Below are 23,746 nucleotides of genomic sequence, written 5' to 3' on the forward strand. Positions count from 1 at the left end.
GCTCACTTGACACCCATGTAAAGTCAGCGTCGTCCACGCCGCCCGACGAGGGGTGCCGATGTGAGCCTTCCGCCGATCGCCGAGCGCACGCTGCGCGCCGCCTACGACCGTGCCCTCGCGGAGTCCCCGGACGCCGTCGCGCAGGTGGGGCCGGACGGCCGGTACACCGTCGCCGGGAGCCACGAGCGCTCGCTGCGCGTCGCGGCCGGGTTCTCGGCACTCGGCGCGGCCCGGCAGGACACCGTCGCGCTGCTGCTGGACAACTCGCTCGACGCCGTCCACACCTGGTCGGGGGCCGGACTCGGCGGGTTCGTCGAGGTCCCGGTGAACACCGCGTACACGGGCTCGTTCCTCACCCACGTCCTCGAGGACTCGGCCGCCGGGATCCTGGTCTGCGAGGACGCCCACGTCGAACGGGTCGCCCGGGTCGCCGGGGACCTGACGGCGCTGCGGACACTCGTCGTCCGGGGTGATCCCGCGGCCGCGGACGGCCTGCGGGACCGGTTCCGCGTCGTCGGTTTCGACGAGCTGCTCGCCCACGAGCCCGCCGCACCCGTCACGCTCGATCCCGGCGAGCTCATGGCGCTGATGTACACCTCGGGCACCACCGGAAGGTCCAAGGGCGTCCGGATCCCGCACGCGCACGCCTACACCTACGCCTCCCGCGAGGACCAGGCGCGCCCCGTCCCGAGCGACCGGATCCTCGTCACGCTGCCGCTGTTCCACCTCGCGGGTCAGTGGTTCGGCGTCTACCAGGCCCTGATCCACCGGGCGCTGTGCGTGATCGAGCCCGGTTTCTCGGTCAGCCGGTTCTGGCCGACGGTCCGCGAGCACGGCATCACGGTCACCGTGATGCTCGGTGCGATGGCCGAGCTGCTCCAGCAGGCGCAGCGCCGCCCCGACGACGCGGACAACCCCCTGGAGCTGGCCGTCATGGCGCCGCTGGCCAGCGACGTCGACGGGTTCCGTGCGCGGTTCGGGATCGACCTCGCCGCCGTCTACGGGATGAGCGAGATCGGCTGCGTGCTCAACGGGCCACCGGAGACCGTGGTCGGCGGCGAGTGCGGCTTCCCGCGGCCCGGCTACGAGCTCCGCCTCGTCGACTCCGCCGGCCACGACGTGCCGTCCGGGTCCGTCGGCGAGCTGTGGGTCCGGCCCGAGGAGCCGCTGACCGTGATGCAGGGCTACCACGGCCTGCCGGAGAAGACCGCCGAGACGCTCGTCGACGGCTGGGTGCACACCGGCGACGCCTTCCGGGCCGACTCCGAGGGCCGGTTCTTCTTCGCCGACCGGATGAAGGACGCGCTGCGCAGGCGTGGCGAGAACATCTCCAGCTTCGAGGTGGAGCGCGTGATCAACGAGCATCCCGACGTGTACGAGAGCGCCGTCGTCGCGGTGCCCTCCGAGCTGACCGAGGACGAGATCAAGGCCGTCGTCGTTCCGCGGGAGGGCCGCACCGTCGATCCCGTCGAGCTGACCCGGTTCCTGGTCGAGCGGCTGCCGTACTTCATGGTGCCCCGCTACGTCGCGTTCGCCCCCGAGCTGCCCAAGACCCCGACCCAGAAGGTGCACAAGCACGTGCTGCGCGAGTCCGGCGCCGGGACCGGCGTGTGGGACCGCGAGGCCGCCGGGATCGTCGTGCGGAGGCCGGGCCGGTGAGCGGGACGCTGCTGGTCGCGAACCGGGCCGAGATCGCCGTCCGGATCATGGACACGGCGTCGGCGCTCGGGATCGGGACGGTCGCCGTGCACCCCGCCGACGACGCCGCGTGCCTGCACGTCGTGCGCGCGGACCGGGCCGTCGAGCTCCCCGGCACCGGGGCCGCGGCCTACCTGGACGTCGACCGGATCGTGCGCGCGGCCGTCGACACCGGAGCCGACGCCCTGCACCCCGGCTACGGGTTCCTGTCCGAGAACCCGGCGCTCGCCCGGGCCTGCGCCGCCCACGGCGTCACCTTCGTCGGCCCGGCGCCGGAGGCGCTGGAGCTGTTCGGGGACAAGGCTTCCGCGCGCGAGCGGGCCGCCGCGCTGGGCGTCCCGGTGCTGGAGGCGGTCGCCCCCGACGACGGCGCGGCGCTGCTGTCCCGGCTCGGCCCCGGCGGCGCGGTCATGGTCAAGGCCCGCTCCGGCGGTGGCGGACGCGGGATGCGGCCGGTCACCGACGCCGCCCACCTCGACGACGCCGTCCGCCGGTGCGCCTCCGAGGCCAGGACCTCGTTCGGCGACGGCGAGGTGCTCGTCGAGCGGCTCCTCCCGCGCGCCCGGCACGTCGAGGTCCAGCTCCTCGGGGACGGGACCGACGTCGTCGTCCTCGGCGACCGGGACTGCTCGGCCCAGCGGCACCGGCAGAAGCTGGTCGAGATCGGCCCCGCGCCGGCCCTGCCCGGCGACGTCCGGGCCCGTCTGCACGACGCCGCGCTGCGCCTGCTCGCCGGGTACTCCGGCCTCGCGACCGCGGAGTTCCTGGTCGCGGGTGCCGAGATCGCGTTCCTGGAGGTCAACCCGCGGATCCAGGTCGAGCACACGGTCACCGAGGAGACGACCGGACTGGACCTGGTCGAGCTCGGCCTGCGGGTCGCCCGCGGCGCGCGGCTCGCCGACCTCGGGCTCACCGCGCCACCCGTCCCGCGCGGTACCGCGGTGCAGGCCCGGGTGAACGCCGAGGCCGTCGGACCGGACGGGTCCCGTGCCCCGGCGGCCGGGACGCTGACCCGGTTCCAGCCGCCCGCCGGGCGCGGGATCCGCGTCGACACCCACGGCTACGCCGGCTACCCGGTCGGGCCCCGGTACGACCCGTTGCTGGCCAAGGTCGTCACCCGCGGCGCGGACGCCGCCACGGCCGCCGCGGCGGCCCGGCGGGCGCTGGCCGGGTTCGACGTGGCCGGGGTCGAGGTGAACATCGGGCTGCTGCAGGCGCTGCTGGCGCTGCCGGAACTGGTCGACGGGACGCTGGACACGTCCTATGTGGACCGGAACGTCGGCGGCCTGGCGGGCGCGGAGCGCGAGTCGGTGCTGCCCCCGGCCGGGCCGGCTGACCCGTCGGGGACCGGGGCAGGCCCGGTCGCGTCCGCCGGACGGACCGCGGTGCCGGAGGACCGGACCGCCGTCCGTGCGGCGCGGCCGGGCGTCGTCGTCGCGCTCCCCGCGGGTGTCGGGGACGTGGTCGGTGCCCGCGGCGAGGTCGTCGTCCTCGAGGCGATGAAGATGGAGCACCCGGTCACCGCGGGCACGCCGGGCCGGGTCGAGTCGCTCGCCGTCGCCGTCGGTGACGCCGTCGAGGCGGGTGACCTGCTCGCCGTCCTCGCCGACGCCGACGCGGCCGAGGACGCCGAGTGCGCCGGGGCGGACGACCCGGACCGGATCCGGCCCGATCTCGCCGAGGTGCGGGACCGTCGGCGCACCGGGCTCGACGAGGGCAGGGCCGCCGCCGTCGCCCGGCGCCGTGACGCCGGGCGGCGCACCGCCCGGGAGAACATCGCGGACCTCCTCGACCCGGACAGCTTCGTCGAGTACGGCGCGCTCACCCTCGCGGCGCAGCGCGCCCGGCGCAGCGTCGACGAGCTCGTCGCGAAGACCCCGGCGGACGGCCTGGTCACCGGGACCGGGACGGTCGGCGGGCGACCGGTCGCCGTGATGTCCTACGACTACACCGTCCTGGCCGGCACCCAGGGCGTGCACAACCACCACAAGACGGACCGGCTCTTCCGGCTGGCCGAGCGCGAGCACCTGCCGGTCGTCGTGTTCGCCGAGGGCGGCGGCGGGCGCCCGGGGGACACCGACACCTCGGCGGTCGCCCAGCTCGACGTCCCGACGTTCCGGCTGTTCGCCCGGCTCCGCGGACGGGTGCCGACGGTCGCCGTCGTCGCCGGGTACTGCTTCGCGGGCAACGCCGCGCTCGCCGGTGCCTGCGACCTGATCGTCGCGACCGAGGGGAGCAGCCTCGGCATGGGCGGGCCCGCGATGATCGAGGGCGGCGGGCTCGGCGTCGTCGCGCCGTCCGACGTCGGGCCGATGTCGATGCAGTGGGCCAACGGCGTCGTCGACCTGCTGGTGCCGGACGAGGTGGCCGCGGTCGCCGAGGCCCGCCGCTACCTGCTGCACGTCGGCGGCGACCCGGTCCCCGGCGAGCACGCCGACCAGCGGGCGCTGCGCCACGCGGTCCCGGAGAACCGGGTCCGGGCCTACGACGTCCGGCGCGTCCTCGACGTCCTGTTCGACACCGGCAGTGTCGTGGAGGTGCGCGGCGGGTTCGGGGCCGGGATCGTCACGGCGTTCGCCCGGCTCGACGGCCTCGCCGTCGGCGTCCTCGCGAACGACCCGGAGCATCTCGGTGGCGCGATCGACGGCGACGCCGCCGACAAGGCCACCGCGTTCCTGCAGCTGTGCGAGGCCCGCGGGCTGCCGGTGGTGTCGTTGTGCGACACCCCCGGGTTCATGGTCGGTCCGGACGCCGAGCGGACGGCGACCGTGCGCCGGTTCGGCGCGATGTTCGTCGCCGGGGCGCAGCTCACGGTGCCGCTGGTGGCGGTCGTGCTGCGCAAGGGCTACGGACTCGGGGCGATGGCGATGGCCGGCGGCGACCTGCACGCCCCCGTGCTCACCGTGGCCTGGCCGACCGGCGAGTTCGGCGGGATGGGCCTGGAGGGGGCGGTCCGTCTCGGCTACCGCGACGAGCTGGCCGCGATCGACGACGCCGACGCCCGGCAGGTCCGCTACGACGAGCTGGTCGCGGGCTACTACGAGCGCGGCAAGGCGCTGAGCGTCGCGACGGTCTTCGAGATCGACGACGTGATCGACCCGGCCGACACCCGCACCCTGCTGACCCGGGCCCTGGGGAACCGGGGGCGCTGAGCTCGTCGACCGGCCGCCATGCCCCCGTCATCTGCGGGCAGGTCACCCGACAGCGGCGGTTCCTAGGGTCGCGCCGTGCGACTCCGACGCCCCCTGCCCGTGCCCCTGCTCGTCGTGCTCGCGGCCGCGGCACTGCTCGCGACGACGGCTGCGGCCCCCGCCCCGCCGGACGACGACCGGGTGGTCGACCTGCAGGCGCACCGCGGCGGATCGGTGCTGTCGGTGGAGAGCTCGCTGCAGTCGTTCGGCACGGCCCTCGACCTGGGGGTGCACACCCTGGAGCTGGACGTCCAGATCACGGCCGACGGGCACGCCGTCGTCACCCACGACCGCCGGACCAGCGACGAGGTCTGCACGGACACCGCGCCGGTGGCCCCGGGCGACCCGCAGTTCCCGTACGTCGGGAAGTACGTGAAGGACCTGACCCTCGACCGGATCCGGACCATGGACTGCGGCTCGGTGCGCCGGCCCGCGTACCCCGCGCAGACCCTGTCGCCGGGCGCCCGGATGCTCGAGCTGCACGAGGTGTTCGCTCTCGCGCGGGACCGCGGGGCCGACGACGTCCGGTTCAACGTCGAGACCAAGGTCGAGGCCGCGGCCCCGGAGGAGACCGCGCCGCGGGAGCAGTTCGTGCAGGTCGTCGCGGACGAGGTGCGCCGCGCCGGAGTCGTGGAACGCACGACGGTCCAGAGCTTCGACCTCGCCGCGCTGGACCGGATGCGGGAGGTCGCTCCCGAGCTGGACCGGATCCTGCTGATGAACGAGAGCTTCCTGGAGCTCGGGGAGCCGGGCCGGTCGCCGTGGCTGAACGGCCTCGACGCCGACGACCTCGGTGCCGATCCGGCCACCGCCCTGGTGGCCGCGGCACGCACGGTCGACGCGTCGGCGATCTCCCCGGTGCACGGCACGCCGCAGTCGGCGGGGACCACCGCGCCCGGCTACACGCCCTTCACCACGGCCGCGACGGTCCGGGCCGCGCACGACGCCGGGCTCGCGGTGATCCCGTGGACGGTGAACGACGTCCCCACGATGGACGCGCTGCTCGACCTCGGGGTCGACGGGATCATCACCGACGCCCCGGACCGGGCGCGCTGGGTGTTCGAGCGCCGCGGGCTGCCCCTCCCGTCCCCGCACCCGGCAGGCTGACGGCACGACCTCGCCCGGCCGCCGCGCACACCGGACCGCGTCGTGCGAACGGAGCCTGTGGGTTCGCTGGGTTCGCTGGGTTCGCACGAGGTCGTGTCGTTCGCACGGGGTCCGATCCCGTGCGAGGCGCGCAATCCCGTGCGAACCCTCGGTACCCGGACCGCGCCGTGGGTTGCGGGGGGAGCGAGGGGGCGAGGGGGAGTACCGGAGCCGGGCAGGGTGCCGAGGGACTCCGGGGTGCGCTCGCCGGGCAGCGGTCGGCGGGTCCGGTGAGGAGGTTCTGCGGAATCGCTTCCTCAGGCAGCGAGCTCAGCGCAGGTACGTGCCCCGTGTGTGGGAGCACTGGTCCGTGCCCCGTGCCCCGTGCCCCGTGCCCCGTGCCCCGTGCCCCGTGCCCCGTGCCCCGTGCCCCGTGCCCCGTGCCCCGTGCCCCGTGCCCCGTGCCCCGTGCCCCGTGCCCCGTGCCCCGTGCCCCGTGCCCCGTGCCCCGTGCCCCGTGCCCCGTGCCCCGTGCTCCGTGCTCCGTGGCCCGTGGCCCGTGGCCCGTGGCGTGGCTCGTGGCCGGTGGCTGTGGCCGGTGGCCCCGTGGCCCCGTGGCCCCGTGGCCCCGTGGCTGCAGGGCTGCTGGTGGGTCGGATCCCGGTCCTGTCGCGCCCCGGTCCGGCCGAGGACCGGGCGGCCGGCGCGTATTGCGGACACGGGGCCCTGCACGCCCCGCAGCGGGCCGGGCCGGCGAGCGCCTCGACCCGGAACGCGTTCGCACGGGTTCGCCTCGCTCGCACGGGGTCCGATCGCGTGCGAGGAACCCGATTGCGTGCGAGGAACGCGATCTCCTGCGGATCGGGCACGGACCCGACCGGGATGCGCGACACTCCGGCCGAACCCGGCCGGTGCCGATGATGAGTGGGCGCAGGGCGCCGTGCGGGTCGGGCGTCCTAGGAGGTCGTGGCGGGATCCTCGGTGCCCGAGGACTCCGCGGAGTCCGAGGGATCCGCGGTGTCCGCCGGGTCCGCGGTGCTGTCCGTGGGGTCGGTGCCGTCGGAGGAGTCGGTGCCGTCGGTGGACTCCGCCGCGGCGGTCGGGCCCGCGCTGGTGGTACGGACGTTGCGGACGATGTCCCGGCCGAAGGTGACGTCGACGCGCTCGGCGACGGCCAGCTCCAGGACCGCGATCATGACCTCGCCGGAGATCCGGCGCATCCGCTCGATCGTCTCGTAGACGCGCGGCCACTGGTCGTCGGGACGGCCGGAGGCGTCGAACGGCTGCCAGATCTCGCCGAGGAAGAGATCGACGTAGAGCTTGGCGACGGCGTCGGCGTGCTTGCGGAGCTGCTCGACGACGTCGAGGGAGCGGGTGATCGGGATGCCGAGGCCGGTCAGCTCGGCCGCGGCGTTCATCAGCCGCGGGCTGATCTCCTCGTAGGTGTCGTCGCCCAGCTCGCGCAGCAGGCCCATCTTCACGCCGCGCTTGGCCACGCCGACGTCGGTCGTCTCGTACCGCTCGGCCAGCTCGCCGAGGTGCACGATCTGCCGGTCCTCGGGTGCGAACAGCTCGCGCACGGTCCGGATGAACTGCACGACCTGCTCGGTGGAGCCGCCGGTGGTGTCGAGCAGCTTCTTGATGGTGTCGAGCTTGACGCCCTCGTCCTGCAGGTCCTGGATCAGTTCCAGGCGTGCCGAGTGACCGGGCCCGTAGTACCCGGTCCGGGCCCTGACCTGCGGCGGGGGCAACAGCCCCCGTGCCTGGTACGCGCGGATGTTGCGCACGGTGACACCGCTGGCGCGGGCCAGCTCGTCGATCGTGCGCCATCCCTCGAGGTCGGAGCCGTCGTCGGTACCGTCGACCATGACACGAACGCTATCAGGCGCTCATGTGACACAGTGAACCCTCGGACTCTACTTGCTATGTGACATCAAGTTGTGCAGAGTTGATGTCATGTTCCGATCCGCCGTCGCGGCGCCGACACTGCCCCGGCGCCTGCTGTCCGCCGCGGGAGCGCTGACCACGCCGCTGCTGCCCGAGGACTTCCTGACCCTGTTCGACCCGCTGTGGTCGACCTCGACCCTGCGCGGCCGGGTCGTCGCCCGTCGCCGGGAGACCGGACGCGCCGTCTCGGTCACCATCGAGCCGGGCCGCGGCTGGGCCGGGCACCGGGCCGGGCAGTACGTCGGCGTCGGGATCGACGTCGACGGCGTCCGGTACCGGCGGAGCTACTCGCTGACCTCGCCCGAGGACGCGGACCACCTGACGATCACCGTCCAGGAGGTCCCGGACGGCGTCGTCTCCACCCGGCTCGTCCGCGACCTGCCGATCGGCACGATCGTCGAGCTGGAGCAGGCGACCGGCGACTTCACCCTGCCCGCCGAGGCGTCCGGCCCGCTGCTGTTCGTCACCGCGGGCAGCGGCATCACCCCGGTGATGGGCATGCTCCGTAGCCTCGACCGGGCGGGGGACATGCCCGACGTCGTCCTCGTGCACAGCGCGCGGAGCCCGGAGGACACGATCTTCGGCGCCGAGCTGGCCGCCCTCGCCGCGCGGCACCCGTCGTTGCGGGTGGTGCTGCGGCACAGCGGCGTCACCGGCCGGCTCGACCCGGGGACCGTCGACGCCGCCGTCCCCGACCGGGCCGCGCGCACCGTCTACGCGTGCGGGCCCGCCGGACTGCTCGACGCGGTCGAGGAGGCCTGGGACGGCGTCCGTGCCGAGCGCTTCACCCCGCCCGCCCGGGCGGCCGAGGGCACCGGCGGCACCGTCGACCTCGGTGGCGCCGACGTCGAGGTGGAGCCCGGCCAGAGCCTGCTGGAGGCCGGCGAGGCGGCCGGGAGGCTCATGCCGAGCGGTTGCCGGATGGGCATCTGCTTCGGCTGCGTGCTCCCGCTGCGCGAGGGCCGGGTCCGGGACCTGCGAACCGGCGAGGCGCACGGCGAGCCCGGTGACCTCGTCCAGACCTGCATCAACTCCGCGTGCGGCCCGGCCCGGATCGATCTTCCCTGAGCCGGCCACGCACCCGACCACGCACCCGGCCGACATCCGAATCCCGGGGCCGTACGGCCCCGTCCGACCCGAGGAGGTCCGCGTGACCGCAGTCGCCGACAACCCCGCCGTCAGCACCGTGACCGAACCCGGCCCCGAGGAGACCAGCCGGCTGCAGCAGCCGCAGCGCCCGCTGCTCGAGCTCGTCCCGTCGTCCCGCCGTGAGGACGTGCAGGCCACGACCGACCTGACCGCCGAGCAGATCGAGGAGCTCGGCCGGCGGCTCGACGCCATCCGCGACCGGGTGCTCGCCGAGCGCGGCGCGTCGGACGCCGAGTACATCCGCGGCGTCATCCGCAAGCAGCGGGCCCTGGAGATCGGCGGCCGCGCGCTGCTGTTCGCGGGCGTCCTGCCGCCGGCCTGGATCGCCGGCACCGCCATGCTCTCGATCGCCAAGATCCTCGAGAACATGGAGATCGGGCACAACGTCATGCACGGCCAGTGGGACTGGATGCGTGACCCCAAGATCCACTCGTCGACCTGGGAGTGGGACAACGTCTCGTCCTCGGCGGAGTGGAAGCACTCGCACAACTACATGCACCACACGTACACCAACGTCGTCGGCAAGGACCGCGACGTGGGCTACGGGATCCTGCGCCTGTCCGAGGAGCAGAAGTGGAACCCGTACTACCTGGGCAACCCGCTCTACAACGCGTTGCTGAGCCTGTTCTTCGAGTACGGCGTCGCGCTGCACGACCTCGAGGTCGAGAAGCTCGTCGCCGGGCAGAAGCCCTGGTCGCGGGTGTGGCAGCAGATCAAGTCGATCGGGCGCAAGACCGGGCGGCAGGTCCTCAAGGACTACGTCGCGTTCCCGGCGCTGGCCGGCCCGTTCTTCCTGCCGGTGCTCGCCGGGAACGTCACCGCGAACCTCGTGCGCAACGTCTGGTCGCACGCGGTGATCTTCTGCGGGCACTTCCCGACCGGGGCGGTCCAGTTCTCCGAGGAGCAGCTGGAGGACGAGAGCCGCGGCGAGTGGTACGTCCGCCAGCTGCTCGGCTCCGCCAACCTCGACGGCGGCCGGTACTTCCACCTGATGACCGGTCAGCTGAGCTTCCAGATCGAGCACCACCTGTTCCCGGACCTGCCCAGCAACCGCTACGCGGAGGTCGCGCCCGAGGTCCGCGCGCTCTGCGAGGAGTACGGGCTGGAGTACACCTCCGGGCCGCTGTGGACGCAGTACCTGCAGGTCCTGCGCACGATCAATCGACTGGCCCTCCCGAACGGCAAGCGCTGATATGTTCCCTCCGACCGGTACGTCCGATTCGACGGGCGGCCGGTCGGGGGGAAGGAGCCGGCATGCGGCATCTGCAGGGTGTGGTGATCGGGCTGGTCGGCACGGTGCTGGCGCTGGCCGTCGCCGGGCGCGGGATGGGGACCGCGTTCGAGGCCTCGATGCGCATGCAGCTGGACGCGGTCCCCGCGGGCGCGGCGCTCCTGCTGCTCGGCGGGGTGCTGCTGGGCGGGGTCGCGCTCGCCGTGCGGGTCTCGCCCGCCGCGCCCCTGACCGGGGCCGTGCTGCTGATCCTGCTCTCGGCGTACTCCTGGTTCGACCCGCAGGCGCTGTTCGGTCTCGGCCGCGGGCTCGGCTACCTGCTCGGCCTGCAGTACGGCGCGCTCCTCGCCGGGATGCTCGCGGTGGTGGCGTTCCTGCGGCCGCGACGCACCCGCCCGGCCGGACCGGCGATCCCGGCCCCGGGATCGTCCGGCCCGGTCGTGCACTGACCGGTCCGGCTCAGGCCGCGGGGACGGCGTCGAGGAAGCCGTGCACCGCGGCGATGCGGCCGTCCCCGGCGACCACGACGACGTCGAACCCGATCACCGGCGGTTCCGCGCCGGCCGCCCACACCTCGGGCGGCGCGGCGGCCCAGCGGAACCGGGCCCGGTCGTGGTGGGAGTCGACGTCGCCGTAGCGGCGGAACTCGCAGCCCGCCAGCTTCTGCCGGGCCGCGTCCAGGAAGCCGGCGACGCCGTCGTGCCCGGCCACGTCGGCGAGCGGGTCGGTGTAGGTGCAGTCCGCGGTGAACAGTTCGGCGACCAGGCCCGTGCGGGTGGCCGGGTCGGATTCGTTGAAGGCGCCGACGTAGCGCTCGGCGAGGGCGGTGAAATCGGTCATCGCTGCGGTCCTCCGGATCTCGGTGTCGCTGACGGGACCGAGCGTGCGCCGCCGCGGCGGGCGGCGCGATGACCCGTGAGGTAACGCCGTCCCGTTACCTCCGGGGTAGTCGTCGCCGTTCCCGCCCGTCGCTAGCGTGGGCCCGGTGAGCAGCGCACACGCCCGTCCGTCCCGGAACGCGGGCCCGGGGGAGATGCTCCGGTTCTGGCGGGCCCGGCGGCGGCGCAGCCAGCTCGACCTCGCCCTGGCCGCGGGCGTCTCGACCCGGCACCTGAGCTTCGTCGAGACCGGACGGTCCGGAGCCAGCCGCGAGCTGCTGGGCGCGCTGGCCGAGGAGCTGGAGATCCCGCTGCGTGAGCGGAACGCGCTGCTGCTCGCCGCCGGCTACGCCCCGGCGTACACCGAGCGCCCGCTCGACGACCCGGACCTCGCGCCCGTCCGGTCCGCGCTGGAGGCGCTGGTCGCCGCGCACGACCCGTACCCGGCGCTCGTGGTGGACCGCTGGGGCGACGTGCAGCTCGCCGGGGCGGCGGTCGCACCGCTGCTGGCCGGGCTGGACCCGGCGGCGTCCGGCCCGCCGGTGAACGTCTACCGGGTCTGCCTGCACCCGGGCGGGCTCGCGCCGCGGATCCGCAACCTCGCCCAGTGGCGCGAGCACCTGCTGCACCGGCTGGAGCGCCAGGTCCGGGTCACCGGGGACCCGCGGCTGGCGGAGCTGCTCGCCGAGTGCCGCGGCTACCCGGCGCCGGCCGAGACCGCGCTGCCGTCGCCGGGGTCCGACGTGCTCCTGCCGCTGCTGCTCGACACCCCGGACGGCCCGCTGGCGTTCCACTCGACGATGACGACGTTCGGCGCCCCGCACGACGTCACCCTCGCCGAGCTGGCGCTGGAGACGTTCCTGCCCGCCGACGACGCGACCCGCTCGGCGCTGGCCGCGGGCTGAACCACCCGTCAGCCGGAGACGCCCGAGGACAGCGACAGCACCGGCACCGTCCCGTTGAGCGCGTGGTCACCGATCACCTGCTGCTTGTAGACGATCGGGTTGTGCACGGCCAGCGTCCGGGCGTTGCGCCAGTGCCGGTCGAGCGCGCGGTCGACGTCGACCGTGGAGGCCCCACCCACCTCGAACAGGTCCGACGTCGCGTCCAGCACGAGCTGCGGGACGGTCGACTGGGCCCGGTAGACGTCGAGCTCGGCGGTGTCGGCGTGCTCCGGTTCGGTGAGCGCCCGGTCCAGCGAGGCGGCGGCGGCGTCGACGGTCGCGGCCACCGTGAAGGCGACCGCGTCGACCTTCCCGACGACCTGCTGCACCAGCGGGTCGTCCTTGGGCAGGTCGGCGTTGCCGTAGGGCCAGTTCCGCTTCCGGTCCCGGACGTAGGCGGCGACGTCGTCGGCCGCCCGCCGCGCGATCCCGGCGAGCGCCGCCAGCTGCACGAGCTGCAGGAACGCCTGCCGGACCGGCACGTGCCGGTCGACCGGGGCCGGGCGGACCTGGGCCGGGTCGACCTCGACACCGGTGAACCGGGTGGTGCCGCTGGCGGTGAGCTTCTGCCCGAACCCGCGCCAGTCGTCGATCCGCTCGACGCCGGGCGCGGTGGTCTCGACGAGCACGGTGACCCGGTTCCCGTCCGGGTCGAGCGCGACGACGTCGACGAGGTCGGCGTAGAGGGTCCCGGTGCAGTAGAACTTCTCGCCGTCGAGCAGCAGCCGGTCGCCGTCGCGGCGCAGCACCGTGGTGGAGGAGTCGCGGACCACCCCGCCGCGCTCGGAGATCGCGTTGCCGACCAGCCTCCCGGACGCGATCTGCTCCAGCCGGCCGCGCAGCACCGCGTCGTCCGGGTCCGCCTGCCACAGCTCGGCGAACGCCAGGTGGGTGCGCAGTGCCTGCGGGATGTTCGAGTCCGCGGCCGCCAGCTCGACGAGCAGCGCGAACAGCTGCCGCAGCGTGACGCCCGAGCCACCCCGGTCGGCCGGCACGCGCAGCGCTCCGAACCCCGCGTCGCGCAGCGCGGCGATCTCCTTCTCCGGCAGGCGGCGGTGCAGCTCGCGCTCGACCGCACCGGCGGCGATCTCGTCGAACAGCGGGCGGAACCGGGCGTGCAGCTCGGCGTCGGACACGGGCACGGGGGTCTCCTCGGTTCGGGCGGTGGTCGGGCGGGTCACGCCGGGACGGAGCGGCGGACGTGTGCCGCGGCGGGGTGGTCCGCGAGCGCGTGGGCGTGACCCTCGCCGTAGAGGTGCTCGCGCAGGGTGGCGCCCTCCGGGCGCTCGGCGAGCATCCCGCGCCGGCGCAGCTCGGGCACCACGTGCTCGACGACGTCGGCGAAGGTCCCCGGGGTGGTGGCGTAGGCGAGGTTGAACCCGTCGACGTCGGCGACGTCGACCCAGCGGGCCATCTCGTCGGCGACCGTCTCCGGCCCGCCGACGACGACCGCGCCCATCCCGCCGATGCCGATGTGCTCGGCGATGTCGCGCGGGGTCCACTCCCGGTCCGGGTCGGCGGTGGTGAACTGCTCGACGGCGCTGCGCAGCGCCTCGGTCTCGGCGTAGCGCAGCGGCTCGTCCGGGTCCATCGTCGACAGGTCCAGGCCGGACCAGCCGCCGTAGAGGGTGAGCGCCCCCTCCAGCGAGACGTACCGGCGCAGGTCCTCGTACTTCTCCTGCGCCTCGGCGTCGGTGGCGCCGGTGACGACCGTGAGCAGCGAGAAGTACTTCAGCGACCGCGGGTCCCGGCCGAGCTCGGCGGCGGTGCGGCGGGTCGCGGCGATCCGCGGCGCCAGGGTCTCCGGGGTGGCCGCGGTGACGAAGACGCCCTCGGCGTGCCGGGCGGCGAAGGCGCTGCCGCGCGGTGAGGCGCCGGCCTGGAAGATCGTCGGCGTGCGCTGCGGCGACGGCTCGGTCAGGCCGATCCCGGGGACGTCGAAGAACTCGCCGTGGTGGCCGATCGGGTGGACCTTGTCCGGGTCGGTGTAGATCCCGTTCTCCCGGTCGAGCCGCACGGCGTCGGCGTCCCAGGACGCCTCCCACAGCTGGTAGACGACGTCCATGAACTCGTCGGCGACGTCGTAGCGGCGGTCGTGCGGGACCTGCACCTCCAGCCCGAGGTTGCGTGCCGCCGAGTCCAGGTACGACGTGACGACGTTCCAGGCGACCCGACCGCGGGTGTAGTGGTCGAGCGTGGCGAGGCGGCGGGCGAACGCGTACGGCTTCTCGTAGGTCAGCGACACGGTGATGCCGAACCCGAGCCGCTCGGTGACCGCGGCCATCGCGGAGACGGCCAGTGTCGGGTCGCCGACCGGGACCTGGATGCCGTCGCGGATCGCCGGTTCCGGCCCGCCGCGGTAGACGTCGTAGAGCCCGAGGACGTCGGCGACGAACAGGCTGGTGAACCCGCCGCGCTCCAGCAGCTGCGCGAGGTCGGTCCAGTAGGTCAGGTCGTGGAACCGGTGCGACTCGTCGTCGGGGTGGCGCCACAGGCCGGGGGACTGGTGCCCGGCGCAGGTCATGTCGAACGCGTTCAGGTGGATCCGGCGGGTGGTCACGGGCGCTCCGGGGCTCGGCGTGCGACCGCCGCGCGGCCGCGGACCGGGACGGTCCGGCGCGGGCGGTGGTGCGGGTACGGGGTGCGGGTCCTCAGGGGGCCGGACAGCCGGCGGACCCGGTGCGGCACAGGTCGACGTGCCGCCGGGACACGAGCAGCGGCGACGTCGGTCCGCGCCTGGTGCCCATCGTGTCCCTCCGTGATCGCCGGTCGGGGCCAGGGTAGGCGAGGACGCCCGCCGCGTGCCGTGAGCCGTGCCTCAGCCGGCCGCCGACCCGCCGGTCCGCCCGCGCCGGACGGGGCTACCCTGGTGCAGCGTGGCACCCACCTCCGTCTTCCCTGTCCTGGAGTCGATCCTGCCCCGCGTCTCCAAGCCGGTGCAGTACGTCGGCGGTGAGGGGAACTCGCAGATCAAGCCGTGGGAGTCCGCGACCGTCCGCTGGGCCCTGCTGTACCCCGACGCCTACGAGGTCGGGCTGCCCAACCAGGGCGTGCAGATCCTCTACGAGGTCCTCAACGAGCGCACGGACGCCCTCGCCGAACGCTGCTACTCGGTCTGGCCCGACCTCGAGGAGCTGATGCGCTCCACCGGCGTCCCGGCCTTCACCGTCGACGCCCACCACCCGGTCGGCGCGTTCGACGTGCTCGGCGTGTCGTTCTCCACCGAGCTCGGCTACACGAACCTGCTCACCACCCTCGACCTCGCCGGCGTCCCGCTGCACGCGACGGACCGCGACGAGAGCCACCCGGTCGTCGTCGCGGGCGGGCACGCGGCGTTCAACCCGGAGCCGGTCGCCGACTTCGTCGACGTCGCCGCCCTCGGTGACGGCGAGGAGGTCGTCGGCGACATCACCGACGTCGTGAAGGGCTGGAAGGACGAGGGCCGCCCCGGCGGCCGGCACGAGCTGCTGGTCCGGCTCGCCGGCACCCCCGGCTGCTACGTCCCCTCGCTCTACGACGTGACCTACGGCGACGACGGCGCGATCACCGCCGTCGCCCCCGCCGAGGACCGGGTCCCCGCGACCGTCCAGAAGCGGACGACGGTCGAGCTGGACGAGTGGCCCTACCCGAAGAAGCCGCTGGTCCCGCTGGCCGAGACGGTGCACGAGCGGGCGTCGGTGGAGATCTTCCGCGGCTGCACCCGCGGCTGCCGGTTCTGCCAGGCCGGGATGATCACCCGTCCGGTGCGGGAGCGGTCGCTGCAGGGCATCGGCGAGATGGTCGACGCCGCCGTCCGGTCGTCCGGGTTCGACGAGGTCGGCCTGCTGTCGCTGTCGAGCGCCGACCACTCCGAGATCGCCGAGGTCACCAAGGGGCTCGCCGACCGCTACGAGGGCACCAACACCTCGCTGTCGCTGCCGAGCACCCGGGTCGACGCGTTCAACATCGACCTCGCCAACGAGATCTCCCGCAACGGGCGCCGCTCCGGGCTGACGTTCGCCCCGGAGGGCGGTTCCGAGCGGATCCGCCGCGTGATCAACAAGATGGTGTCCGAGGACGACCTCATCCGGACCTGCGCGGAGGCGTTCTCGCAGGGCTGGCGGCAGGTGAAGCTCTACTTCATGTGCGGCCTCCCGACCGAGACCGACGAGGACGTCCTGGAGATCGCCGGGATGGCCTACCGGGTGATCCAGGCGGGCCGGAAGGCGTCCGGCCGCAACGACGTCCGCTGCACCATCTCGATCGGCGGGTTCGTGCCGAAGCCGCACACCCCGTTCCAGTGGGCCTCGCAGTGCCACCCGGAGGTCGTCGACTCCCGGCTGCGCAAGCTGCGCGAGGCCGTGAACGCCGACCGCAAGATCGGCCGCAACATCGGCATGCGGTACCACGACGGCGAGCCCTCGCTGATCGAGGGACTGCTCGCCCGCGGCGACCGCCGGGTCGGCGCCGTGATCGAGCGGGTCTGGCGCGACGGCGGCCGGTTCGACGGCTGGTCCGAGCACTTCTCCTACACCCGCTGGGTCGACTCCGCCGCCGCGGTACTGGAGCCGATGGGCGTCGACCTCGACTGGTTCACCACCCGCGAGCGGTACGAGGACGAGATCCTCCCGTGGGACCACCTCGACTCCGGTCTGGAGAAGGACTGGCTGTGGGAGGACTGGCAGGAGGCGCTGTCCGGGCGCGAGCAGGACGACTGCCGCTGGACCCCGTGCTTCGACTGCGGCGTCTGCCCCTCCACCGGCACCGACATCGAGGTCGGCCCCAGCGGCACCACGCTGCTGCCGCTCACGGTGGTCAACCCGACGGCGTCCGGTGCCGGGTCGCTCCCGGCACGACCGGCGGACGCGACGGGGCAGGAGCCGGGGTCGGGTGGCTGAGAACGGACTGTCCTCGATCCCCGATCCCGCCGTCGACGACGCCACCGGCGGGTCCTGGGAGCACGGCGGCCGTCGGCTGCGGGTGCGCGTCGCCGACGAGCGCGACGTCGCCGCGCTGGCCCGGCTGCGCCGCCAGTGGATGGAGGAGCGCGCGGGCCGCGCGGTCGGCGACCCGTCGTTCGACGAGGCGTTCGCCGCCTGGTGGCGGGTGGAGCAGCCACGCCGGGCGTTCTGGATCGCCGAGGCCGGCAGCGACCGCGCCGGCTGGACGCCGGTCGGCTCGATCAACGCGCTGGAGACGGTGCAGATGCCCCGTCCCGGCGGGCGCGGCGCCCGCACCGGGCAGGTCGGGAACGCGTTCGTACTGGCGGCCTTCGCCGAGGCCGGGGTGCCGCGGGTGCTGCTGTCGGCGGTCGTCGCGCACGCCAGGGCCCGCGGGTACCGGCGGCTGATGCTCGCCCCCACCGCGGGCAGCGCCGCCTTCTACCGGCGGGCCGGGTTCCTGCCCGCCGGTGACGCGCTGCTCGTGCTGGAGCCGTAGCGGGCGGCCGGTGGGTGGCTCCCGGCCGTCGTCGCCGGGGCGTGGTCCGCGGTGACCGCGCAGCGGGCGTCGCGCGGGTGCAGCTCGATCGGGCAGCACACGTCGGTGTCGGCGACCAGCGTCGCGCAGGCCCGGCGCAGCGTCTCCGCCGCGCCCCCCGGGTCGCCGAGCCGGGCCCGGGCCGCGGCCACGCCGCGGGTGGTGAGCGGGACCCGGCGGGCGTCGTCGAGGGCATCGGCGAGGGTGAGCGCGTCGGCCAGCACCTCCTCGGCGACCCGGACCAGCTCCCGGACCGCCCCACGTCCGGCGGGTGCGCACGGCAGGTCCCGGCGGGCCTGCTGCATCCGCAGCCCGGAGCGGGCCAGCTCGAGCCGCCTGCCGTGCAGCCAGGCCGCGTACTCCGGGACGTCGGGTTCGGCGCCCTCCAGCAGCGGCAGCGTCGCCTCCACCACCGGCCACCGGTCCGGCGGGCGACCGGCGAGGACGTCCAGCACGTCCACCGCGACGCCGTCGGCGGGCTCGGCCCGCAGCGGGTCGCCGCCGATCCGTACCGCGCCGCCGGTGGCCCGCCGGGCCCGGCTGAGCGTCCAGCGCAGCGCCGCCGCGGGATCGTCGGTGTCCGGGAAGAGCAGCTCGACCGCCCGGCACCGCGGCACCGGGCCGGTCGAGCACAGCAGCAGGGCGAGCAGCGCCCAGGGCTTGCGGCCCCGGACGGCCGGCACACCCGAGGCCCGGGGCGGGCCGAGCAGCCGGACGACGGTCATCGTCGCGCTCCTGGGACACGCCGGTGGAGGACGTCCAGGATGGCAGCACGAGCACCTCGTACGGCGCCCGCCGTTCGGCCGCCGGGCCTCAGGTCCGCACGGCCGTGACCACCAGGTACTCGGCGTCCCAGTGGTCGCCGGTCCGGGTGCGCTCCAGATGGTCGAGGAACGCCCCGTCGAGCTCCGCGGTCCGGTCCGCGTCCCCGGCGAGCCCGGCGTAGGCGGCGATCACGGGTCCGTAGTTGCGCTTCCACCAGGCCCGGAACTCCTCGGGTGAGTCGGTCACCGCCAGCCGCGCGATGCCGGTCGAGGCCTGCACGTCCCGGACGCCGTCGCCGAGCAGGCCGCGCACGTGCGCCTCGTCGCCCCAGCGCGGGCCGGGCGTGGCACCGGGCGGCGGGGCCGGTACGAACGGCCGCAGGGTCGTGAACATCCCGCCGATGAACCCGGTCGGGGTCCAGTTCAGCAGGCCGATCCGCCCGCCGGGCCGGCAGACCCGCAGCAGCTCGGCGGCGGCCCGCTCGTGGAACGGGGCGAACATCACGCCCACGCAGGAGAGCACGACGTCGAACATCGCGTCCTCGAAGGGGAGGGCGTGCGCGTCGGCCTCGACCCACTCCAGCCCGATCCCGCGGGCGTCGGCGATCCGCGCGCCCTCGGCCAGCAGCTCGGGGGTGAGGTCGGACGCGACCACCTCGGCACCGGCCAGCGCGGCCGGGATCGCCGCGTTGCCGGTGCCCGCGGCGATGTCGAGCACCTGCTCGCCGGGGCCGACGCCGGTGGCCTCGACCAGGACGGTCCCGAGCCCGGGGATGAGGTCGGCGGCGACCGTGCCGTAGTCGCCCGAGCTCCACACGGAGCGGTGCTTCGCGCCGATCGCGGACAGGTCCGGGGTGGCGGTCATGGAGGTCTCCTCGCTCTCGGCGGCAGCGTCGGTGCTGATGCGGACTGCTGATGCGGGCGAGGTTCCGCGCGAGGCGTGTGCCGGACCGTGTGCGCGCCCCTCCTAGACTCCGGGGCATGGCACGTGTGAAGGCGGGAGCGGCGGCGAACCCGGCACCACCGACGGTGCAGCGGGTGCGGCTGCGCTTCGCCAAGCGCGGCCGGCTGCGCTTCCTGTCCCACCGTGACGTGGCCCGCAGCTTCGAGCGTGCGGTGCGCCGGGCCGGCGTCCCGGTGTCGCACTCGCACGGGTTCAGCCCGCACCCGCGGCTGTCCTGGGTCGGTGCCGCGCCGACCGGCGCGGCCAGCGAGGCCGAGTACGTCGAGATGGGCCTCACCCGCGAGCTCGATCCGGCGGTGGTGTGCGAGGCGATGGACCGCGCGCTCCCGGACGGTCTCGACGTCCTGGAGGCCGTCGTCGCCGAGCCGCCGGCGCTCGCCGAGCGGATCGACGCCGGCCGGTGGCGCCTGGAGGTGCGGGGCGTGCCGCACGCCGACGTCGAGGCGGCCGTCGCGACGCTCCTGGAGCGGGAGTCGGTGGTGGTGATCCGTGTCACTCCGTCGGGCCGCAAGGAGATCGACGTGCGTGCCGCACTGGTCTCGCTGTCGGTCGATCCCCAGGTGAGTGACGACGTCCCGGACCCGGCGGCGGGTTCCCCGGGTCCGGCTACCGGCTGTGCGATACTGACGGCGGTCGTTCGGCAGACGACACCGACCGTTCGACCCGACGACGTACTGGGTGCGCTCGGTGTTGTCGCAGACCTGGCGCCACCGGTACCGGTGACGGCCACCCGATTGGCGCAGGGTCTGCTCGACGACGGGGGCGACCTGGTGGACCCGCTCGGTGCGGTACCGGCGACCCGGGGCCGACCGGTCGGATCCTGATCCGGACGGCACTCACGCCGCCGGCGGCGCCGTCGAGGCAGGACCCCCGGAGATCCGGGACAGCGACACCAGATGTGCCGCACCGCGCAACCCGCGCGAGCTGCGGAACGAGTACGCGCAAGGTCCCTGCGCGGCCGCCTCCCGAACGAGGCGCCCGGGGGCGAAGGAGCTGAATGTCCGTGAACGACGCGCCCGCCGGTGGTACCGGCGGGCCCTCCGGTGAGCCCGTCCCGACCCCGGACCTGCCGGAGAAGATGCGGGTGCACGCACTGGCCAAGCTGCTCGGCCGGGCCAGCAAGGACGTCCTCGGAGCGCTGACGACGCTCGGCCACGAGGTCCGCAGCGTCCAGTCCAACATCACCCGCGCGACGGCCGAGCAGGTCCTCGCGGCACTGGCCCCGGTGGCCGGGGAGGGTGACACCGAGCCGTCGGCCGCCGAGCCGTCCCCCACCGAGCCGTCCCTGGCTGAGTCGTCCGCCGCCGAGCCTTCCGTCGCCGAGCCGGTCGAGCCGGCCGCCGCGGACCTCGGGCAGGACGCCCCGGCGCCCGAGCGGACCGGGCGGCGGACCGGCCCGCGGGCGGCCGCACACAACCCGTTCGGACCGGCCGACTCCGGGCCGGCCGCGACCCGGGCCTCCGCACCCGCGGAGCCGGCCGCCTTCGCGCCCGCCTTCGCCGCCCCGATGTTCCAGGCCCCGACCGCGCCGGCCGCCCCCGCGGCGCCGCCCGCGTCCGCGCCGGCCGGCACGGAGGACGGCGAGGGCACCGGTGGCGCCAGGAAGGGCCGCAAGGGCCGGAAGAAGCAGCGCGACGCCGAGGCCGTGGCCGAGGACGAGCAGGCCACCACCCCGGCGGGCGACACCGCCGCCGAGGACTCCGCCGACCCCGCCGACTCCGACGCCGACTCCGGTGGGACGGACTCCGCCGATGCCGACGCCGACCGATCCGAGGACGACGCCGACGGCGACGCCCGCCGGCGCCGCCGTCGTGGCCGTCGTGGCCGTGGCCGGGGCAAGGGCGGCGACGAGCAGGGCGAGAACGACCAGGACGCCGACGACACCGACTCCGACTCCGACGCCGGGTCCGGTGAGGGCTCCGGTGAGGAGACCCCGGCCGGGTCGGGGGACTCCGGTGACGGCGACGGGGACGAGCAGTCGTCGGGCGGCTCCCGCCGCCGGCGCCGCCGCCGTCGCAAGGGCGGGTCCGACGTCGAGGACCGCTCCGAGGACGACCCGCCGAACACCGTCACCAAGGTCCGTGAGGCCCGCTCCGACTCCGGCTCGTCGTCCTCCGACGACCAGGTGCAGGGCGTGCGTGGCTCGACCCGGCTCGAGGCGAAGCGCCAGCGCCGCCGCGACGGCCGGGACGCCGGCCGCCGCCGCCCGCCGATCCTGTCCGAGTCCGAGTTCCTGGCCCGCCGGGAGTCCGTCGACCGGCAGATGGTGATCCGCCAGCTGGCCGACCGCACCGAGATCGGCGTGCTGGAGGACTCGGTCCTCGTCGAGCACTTCATCACCGGTGGCGGTTCCGGCTCCTCCATGGTGGGCAACATCTACCTCGGCCGGGTGCAGAACGTGCTGCCGTCGATGGAGGCGGCCTTCGTCGACATCGGGCGCGGCCGCAACGCCGTGCTCTACGCCGGTGAGGTCAACTGGGACGCCGCCGGTCTCAACGGCAAGGCCCGCAAGATCGAGCAGGCGCTGTCGTCCGGCGACCAGGTGCTGGTGCAGGTCACCAAGGACCCGGTCGGGCACAAGGGAGCCCGGCTGACCACGCAGATCTCGCTGGCCGGCCGGTTCCTGGTCTACGTGCCCTCCGGCGGTGCCGCGGGCATCTCCCGCAAGCTGCCCGACACCGAGCGCAAGCGGCTCAAGGAGATGCTGAAGGAGATCGTCCCGTCCGAGGCCGGGGTGATCATCCGGACGGCGTCCGAGGGCGTCTCGCACGACGCCCTGGAGCGTGACGTCCGCCGGCTGCAGGCGCAGTGGGAGGTCGTCAAGGAGAAGTCCGAGAAGACCGGCCCCGGCGCACCGAAGGCCCCGACGCTCCTCTACGAGGAGCCGGACATGCTGGTCAAGGTCGTCCGGGACCAGTTCAACGAGGACTTCTCGAAGCTGATCGTGTCCGGGGCGGACGCCTGGGACACCGTCTCGGGCTACGTCGAGCACGTGGCCTCCGAGCTGACCGAGCGGATGCACCGGCACACCGGCCCGTCCGACGTCTTCACCGAGTACCGGATCGACGAGCAGCTGCTCAAGGCGCTGGACCGGAAGGTCTGGCTGCCGTCGGGCGGCACGCTGGTGATCGACCGGACCGAGGCGATGACCGTCGTCGACGTCAACACCGGCAAGTTCACCGGCTCCGGCGGCAACCTCGAGGAGACCGTCACCCGGAACAACCTGGAGGCGGCCGAGGAGGTCGTCCGCCAGCTCCGGCTCCGCGACATCGGCGGGATCATCGTCGTCGACTTCATCGACATGGTGCTGGAGGCGAACCGCGACCTCGTGCTGCGCCGCCTCACCGAGTGCCTGGCCCGCGACCGCACCCGGCACCAGGTGGCCGAGGTGACCTCGCTCGGCCTGGTGCAGATGACCCGCAAGCGGGTCGGCGGGGGGCTGCTGGAGCACTTCTCGACGCCGTGCGAGCACTGCCGTGGCCGTGGCGTGGTGATCTCCACCGATCCGGCGGAGCAGCACCAGCACCAGCACAACGGGAACGGCAACGGCAACGGCCGGGGCGGCAACGACAACGGCAACAACGGCGGCGGCAACGGTGACGGCGGTGGCCGTCGGCGGCGTCGTCGCGGCGGCGGGGACTCCGGCAACGGGGCCCCGTCCGGCCAGTCGAACGGCTCCGACCAGGGCTCGGACGGCAACGGCTCGGACCGCAACGGCTCGGACCGCAACGGTGCCGACCACGGTTCCGACCGGAACGGCAACGGCTCGGCCGAGCGCTCCGTGGACACCACCACCGCCGTGGCCGGCGTGGCCGCGGTCGCCGCGGCCGCACAGGGCGGCGAGGGCGCGTCGGCCGGCACCACGGTCCCCGACACCCCGGAGTCCGGCACCGAGCCGGCACGGTCCACGCCGACCGGGTCCGCGCCTGCCGAGGACGCGCCGGCCGGCACCGGGCCCGCCCCGGCGGACACCACGGTCACCGACGCCGCGCCCGCCCCGCCCGTCGACCCGGACGCCGGTCCGGCCGTCGCCGAGCCGGTCGGCGAGCTGACCGGCTCCGCCGTCCCGTCCGCCGGCGCCGAGCCCGCCGGGCGGGCGCGCAAGACCGAGCCCGCCGAGCCCGTCGAGGAGGCGGTGCCGGAGGCACCCGCTCCGCGCCGTCGCAAGGTCAGCCGCTCGGCCGGGGCCCCGGTCGCGGCCGGTGAGCCGGTCGTCATCACCACCTCGTCCCCGTCCGGTGAGTCCGGCGCGGGGGAGACGGGGACGGGGGAGGCCGCCACCGGCGACGCCCCCGCCACCCCGGACCACCCGGAGGCGGCCGAGGCCGTCTCCCGGCCCCGCCGCCGTCGTCGTACGGCGTCCCGCCCCGCGGGCCCGCCCCAGGACGGGGGGTGAGTGCGACCCCGTCAGCGGGGTCGCGTACCCTTGACCGACAG

18 protein-coding genes are annotated in these 23,746 nt (G+C 74.8%); 11 read left to right on the forward strand and 7 right to left on the reverse strand.

Annotated elements, in window-relative coordinates; translation table 11 throughout:
- Nucleotides 1–60: 60 nt before the first annotated feature.
- The 3 genes from AD017_RS21000 to AD017_RS21010 all read left to right on the forward strand — a co-directional run bounded on the left by AD017_RS21000 (nt 61) and on the right by AD017_RS21010 (nt 5,996).
- Nucleotides 61–1,659 (forward strand): AMP-binding protein, encoded by a 1,599-nt coding sequence (locus AD017_RS21000; protein ID WP_060575225.1) that lies wholly within the window; start codon nt 61–63, stop codon nt 1,657–1,659.
- Between the two features lie 47 nt (nt 1,660–1,706).
- Nucleotides 1,707–4,850, forward strand: a complete 3,144-nt coding sequence (locus tag AD017_RS21005; protein WP_060576518.1) for a carboxyl transferase domain-containing protein — start codon at nt 1,707–1,709, stop codon at nt 4,848–4,850.
- Nucleotides 4,851–4,925: 75 nt separating this feature from the next.
- Entirely contained in the window at nt 4,926–5,996 is a 1,071-nt protein-coding gene (locus AD017_RS21010) for a glycerophosphodiester phosphodiesterase family protein (protein WP_227012803.1), read from the forward strand.
- Between the two features lie 935 nt (nt 5,997–6,931).
- Here the strand turns inward: AD017_RS21010 and AD017_RS21015 are convergent.
- Nucleotides 6,932–7,843 (reverse strand): MerR family transcriptional regulator, encoded by a 912-nt coding sequence (locus tag AD017_RS21015; RefSeq protein WP_060575227.1) that lies wholly within the window; start codon nt 7,841–7,843, stop codon nt 6,932–6,934.
- 88 nt (nt 7,844–7,931) lie between these two features.
- On the opposite strand from AD017_RS21015, the gene AD017_RS21020 reads away from it, so the two are divergent.
- The 3 genes from AD017_RS21020 to AD017_RS21030 all read left to right on the forward strand — a co-directional run bounded on the left by AD017_RS21020 (nt 7,932) and on the right by AD017_RS21030 (nt 10,751).
- Complete coding sequence (locus AD017_RS21020; protein WP_010231659.1) at nt 7,932–8,990, forward strand: ferredoxin reductase; 1,059 nt, start codon at nt 7,932–7,934, stop codon at nt 8,988–8,990.
- A 208-nt stretch (nt 8,991–9,198) separates the two neighbouring features.
- Nucleotides 9,199–10,263 carry an acyl-CoA desaturase gene (locus tag AD017_RS21025; protein WP_029239612.1) on the forward strand — a complete coding sequence of 355 codons (1,065 nt, stop codon included), beginning with the start codon at nt 9,199–9,201 and terminating at the stop codon, nt 10,261–10,263.
- A 62-nt stretch (nt 10,264–10,325) separates the two neighbouring features.
- Complete coding sequence (locus AD017_RS21030) at nt 10,326–10,751, forward strand: hypothetical protein (protein WP_010231665.1); 426 nt, start codon at nt 10,326–10,328, stop codon at nt 10,749–10,751.
- 10 nt (nt 10,752–10,761) lie between these two features.
- On the opposite strand, the gene AD017_RS21035 is transcribed toward AD017_RS21030, so the two are convergent.
- The gene (locus AD017_RS21035; protein ID WP_060575228.1) at nt 10,762–11,142 is read right to left on the reverse strand and encodes a nuclear transport factor 2 family protein; all 381 of its coding nucleotides are present in this window, start codon (nt 11,140–11,142) and stop codon (nt 10,762–10,764) included.
- 193 nt (nt 11,143–11,335) lie between these two features.
- Between AD017_RS21035 and AD017_RS21040 the strand changes: the two genes are divergently transcribed.
- Nucleotides 11,336–12,085 (forward strand): helix-turn-helix domain-containing protein, encoded by a 750-nt coding sequence (locus tag AD017_RS21040; RefSeq protein WP_010231670.1) that lies wholly within the window; start codon nt 11,336–11,338, stop codon nt 12,083–12,085.
- Nucleotides 12,086–12,093: 8 nt separating this feature from the next.
- Here AD017_RS21040 and AD017_RS21045 read toward each other — a convergent pair whose 3' ends face one another.
- The 3 genes from AD017_RS21045 to AD017_RS37475 all read right to left on the reverse strand — a co-directional run bounded on the left by AD017_RS21045 (nt 12,094) and on the right by AD017_RS37475 (nt 14,871).
- Nucleotides 12,094–13,266, reverse strand: coding sequence for an acyl-CoA dehydrogenase family protein (locus tag AD017_RS21045; protein WP_029239613.1), 1,173 nt, complete (start codon nt 13,264–13,266; stop codon nt 12,094–12,096).
- Between the two features lie 35 nt (nt 13,267–13,301).
- Nucleotides 13,302–14,684 carry an LLM class flavin-dependent oxidoreductase gene (locus AD017_RS21050; RefSeq protein WP_082398850.1) on the reverse strand — a complete coding sequence of 461 codons (1,383 nt, stop codon included), beginning with the start codon at nt 14,682–14,684 and terminating at the stop codon, nt 13,302–13,304.
- Between the two features lie 91 nt (nt 14,685–14,775).
- The gene (locus AD017_RS37475) at nt 14,776–14,871 is read right to left on the reverse strand and encodes a putative leader peptide (RefSeq protein ID WP_369821682.1); all 96 of its coding nucleotides are present in this window, start codon (nt 14,869–14,871) and stop codon (nt 14,776–14,778) included.
- A 129-nt stretch (nt 14,872–15,000) separates the two neighbouring features.
- Between AD017_RS37475 and AD017_RS21055 the strand changes: the two genes are divergently transcribed.
- Both AD017_RS21055 and AD017_RS21060 read left to right on the forward strand, forming a co-directional pair.
- Complete coding sequence (locus tag AD017_RS21055; RefSeq protein WP_060575230.1) at nt 15,001–17,001, forward strand: TIGR03960 family B12-binding radical SAM protein; 2,001 nt, start codon at nt 15,001–15,003, stop codon at nt 16,999–17,001.
- Nucleotides 16,994–17,542 (forward strand): GNAT family N-acetyltransferase, encoded by a 549-nt coding sequence (locus AD017_RS21060; protein ID WP_010231684.1) that lies wholly within the window; start codon nt 16,994–16,996, stop codon nt 17,540–17,542. The genes AD017_RS21055 and AD017_RS21060 overlap by 8 nt, the downstream gene beginning before the upstream one ends.
- Here the strand turns inward: AD017_RS21060 and AD017_RS21065 are convergent.
- Nucleotides 17,485–18,306: a hypothetical protein gene (locus AD017_RS21065; RefSeq protein ID WP_060575231.1), complete on the reverse strand. Its 822-nt coding sequence runs from the start codon at nt 18,304–18,306 to the stop codon at nt 17,485–17,487. The two genes, AD017_RS21060 and AD017_RS21065, sit on opposite strands and share 58 nt — an antisense overlap.
- A gap of 88 nt (nt 18,307–18,394) precedes the next feature.
- On the reverse strand, nt 18,395–19,210 hold the full coding sequence (locus AD017_RS21070) for a class I SAM-dependent methyltransferase (RefSeq protein WP_060575232.1): 816 nt from the start codon (nt 19,208–19,210) through the stop codon (nt 18,395–18,397).
- A 116-nt stretch (nt 19,211–19,326) separates the two neighbouring features.
- On the opposite strand from AD017_RS21070, the gene AD017_RS21075 reads away from it, so the two are divergent.
- Together AD017_RS21075 and AD017_RS21080 are read left to right on the forward strand one after the other, a co-directional pair.
- Nucleotides 19,327–20,133 (forward strand): TIGR03936 family radical SAM-associated protein, encoded by an 807-nt coding sequence (locus AD017_RS21075; protein ID WP_174521760.1) that lies wholly within the window; start codon nt 19,327–19,329, stop codon nt 20,131–20,133.
- A gap of 173 nt (nt 20,134–20,306) precedes the next feature.
- Nucleotides 20,307–23,705, forward strand: coding sequence for a translation initiation factor IF-2 N-terminal domain-containing protein (locus AD017_RS21080; RefSeq protein WP_060575233.1), 3,399 nt, complete (start codon nt 20,307–20,309; stop codon nt 23,703–23,705).
- Nucleotides 23,706–23,746: the final 41 nt, after the last annotated feature.

Origin of the sequence: Pseudonocardia sp. EC080619-01 (genome assembly GCF_001420995.1) — a bacterium.
Lineage (GTDB): Bacteria > Actinomycetota > Actinomycetes > Mycobacteriales > Pseudonocardiaceae > Pseudonocardia.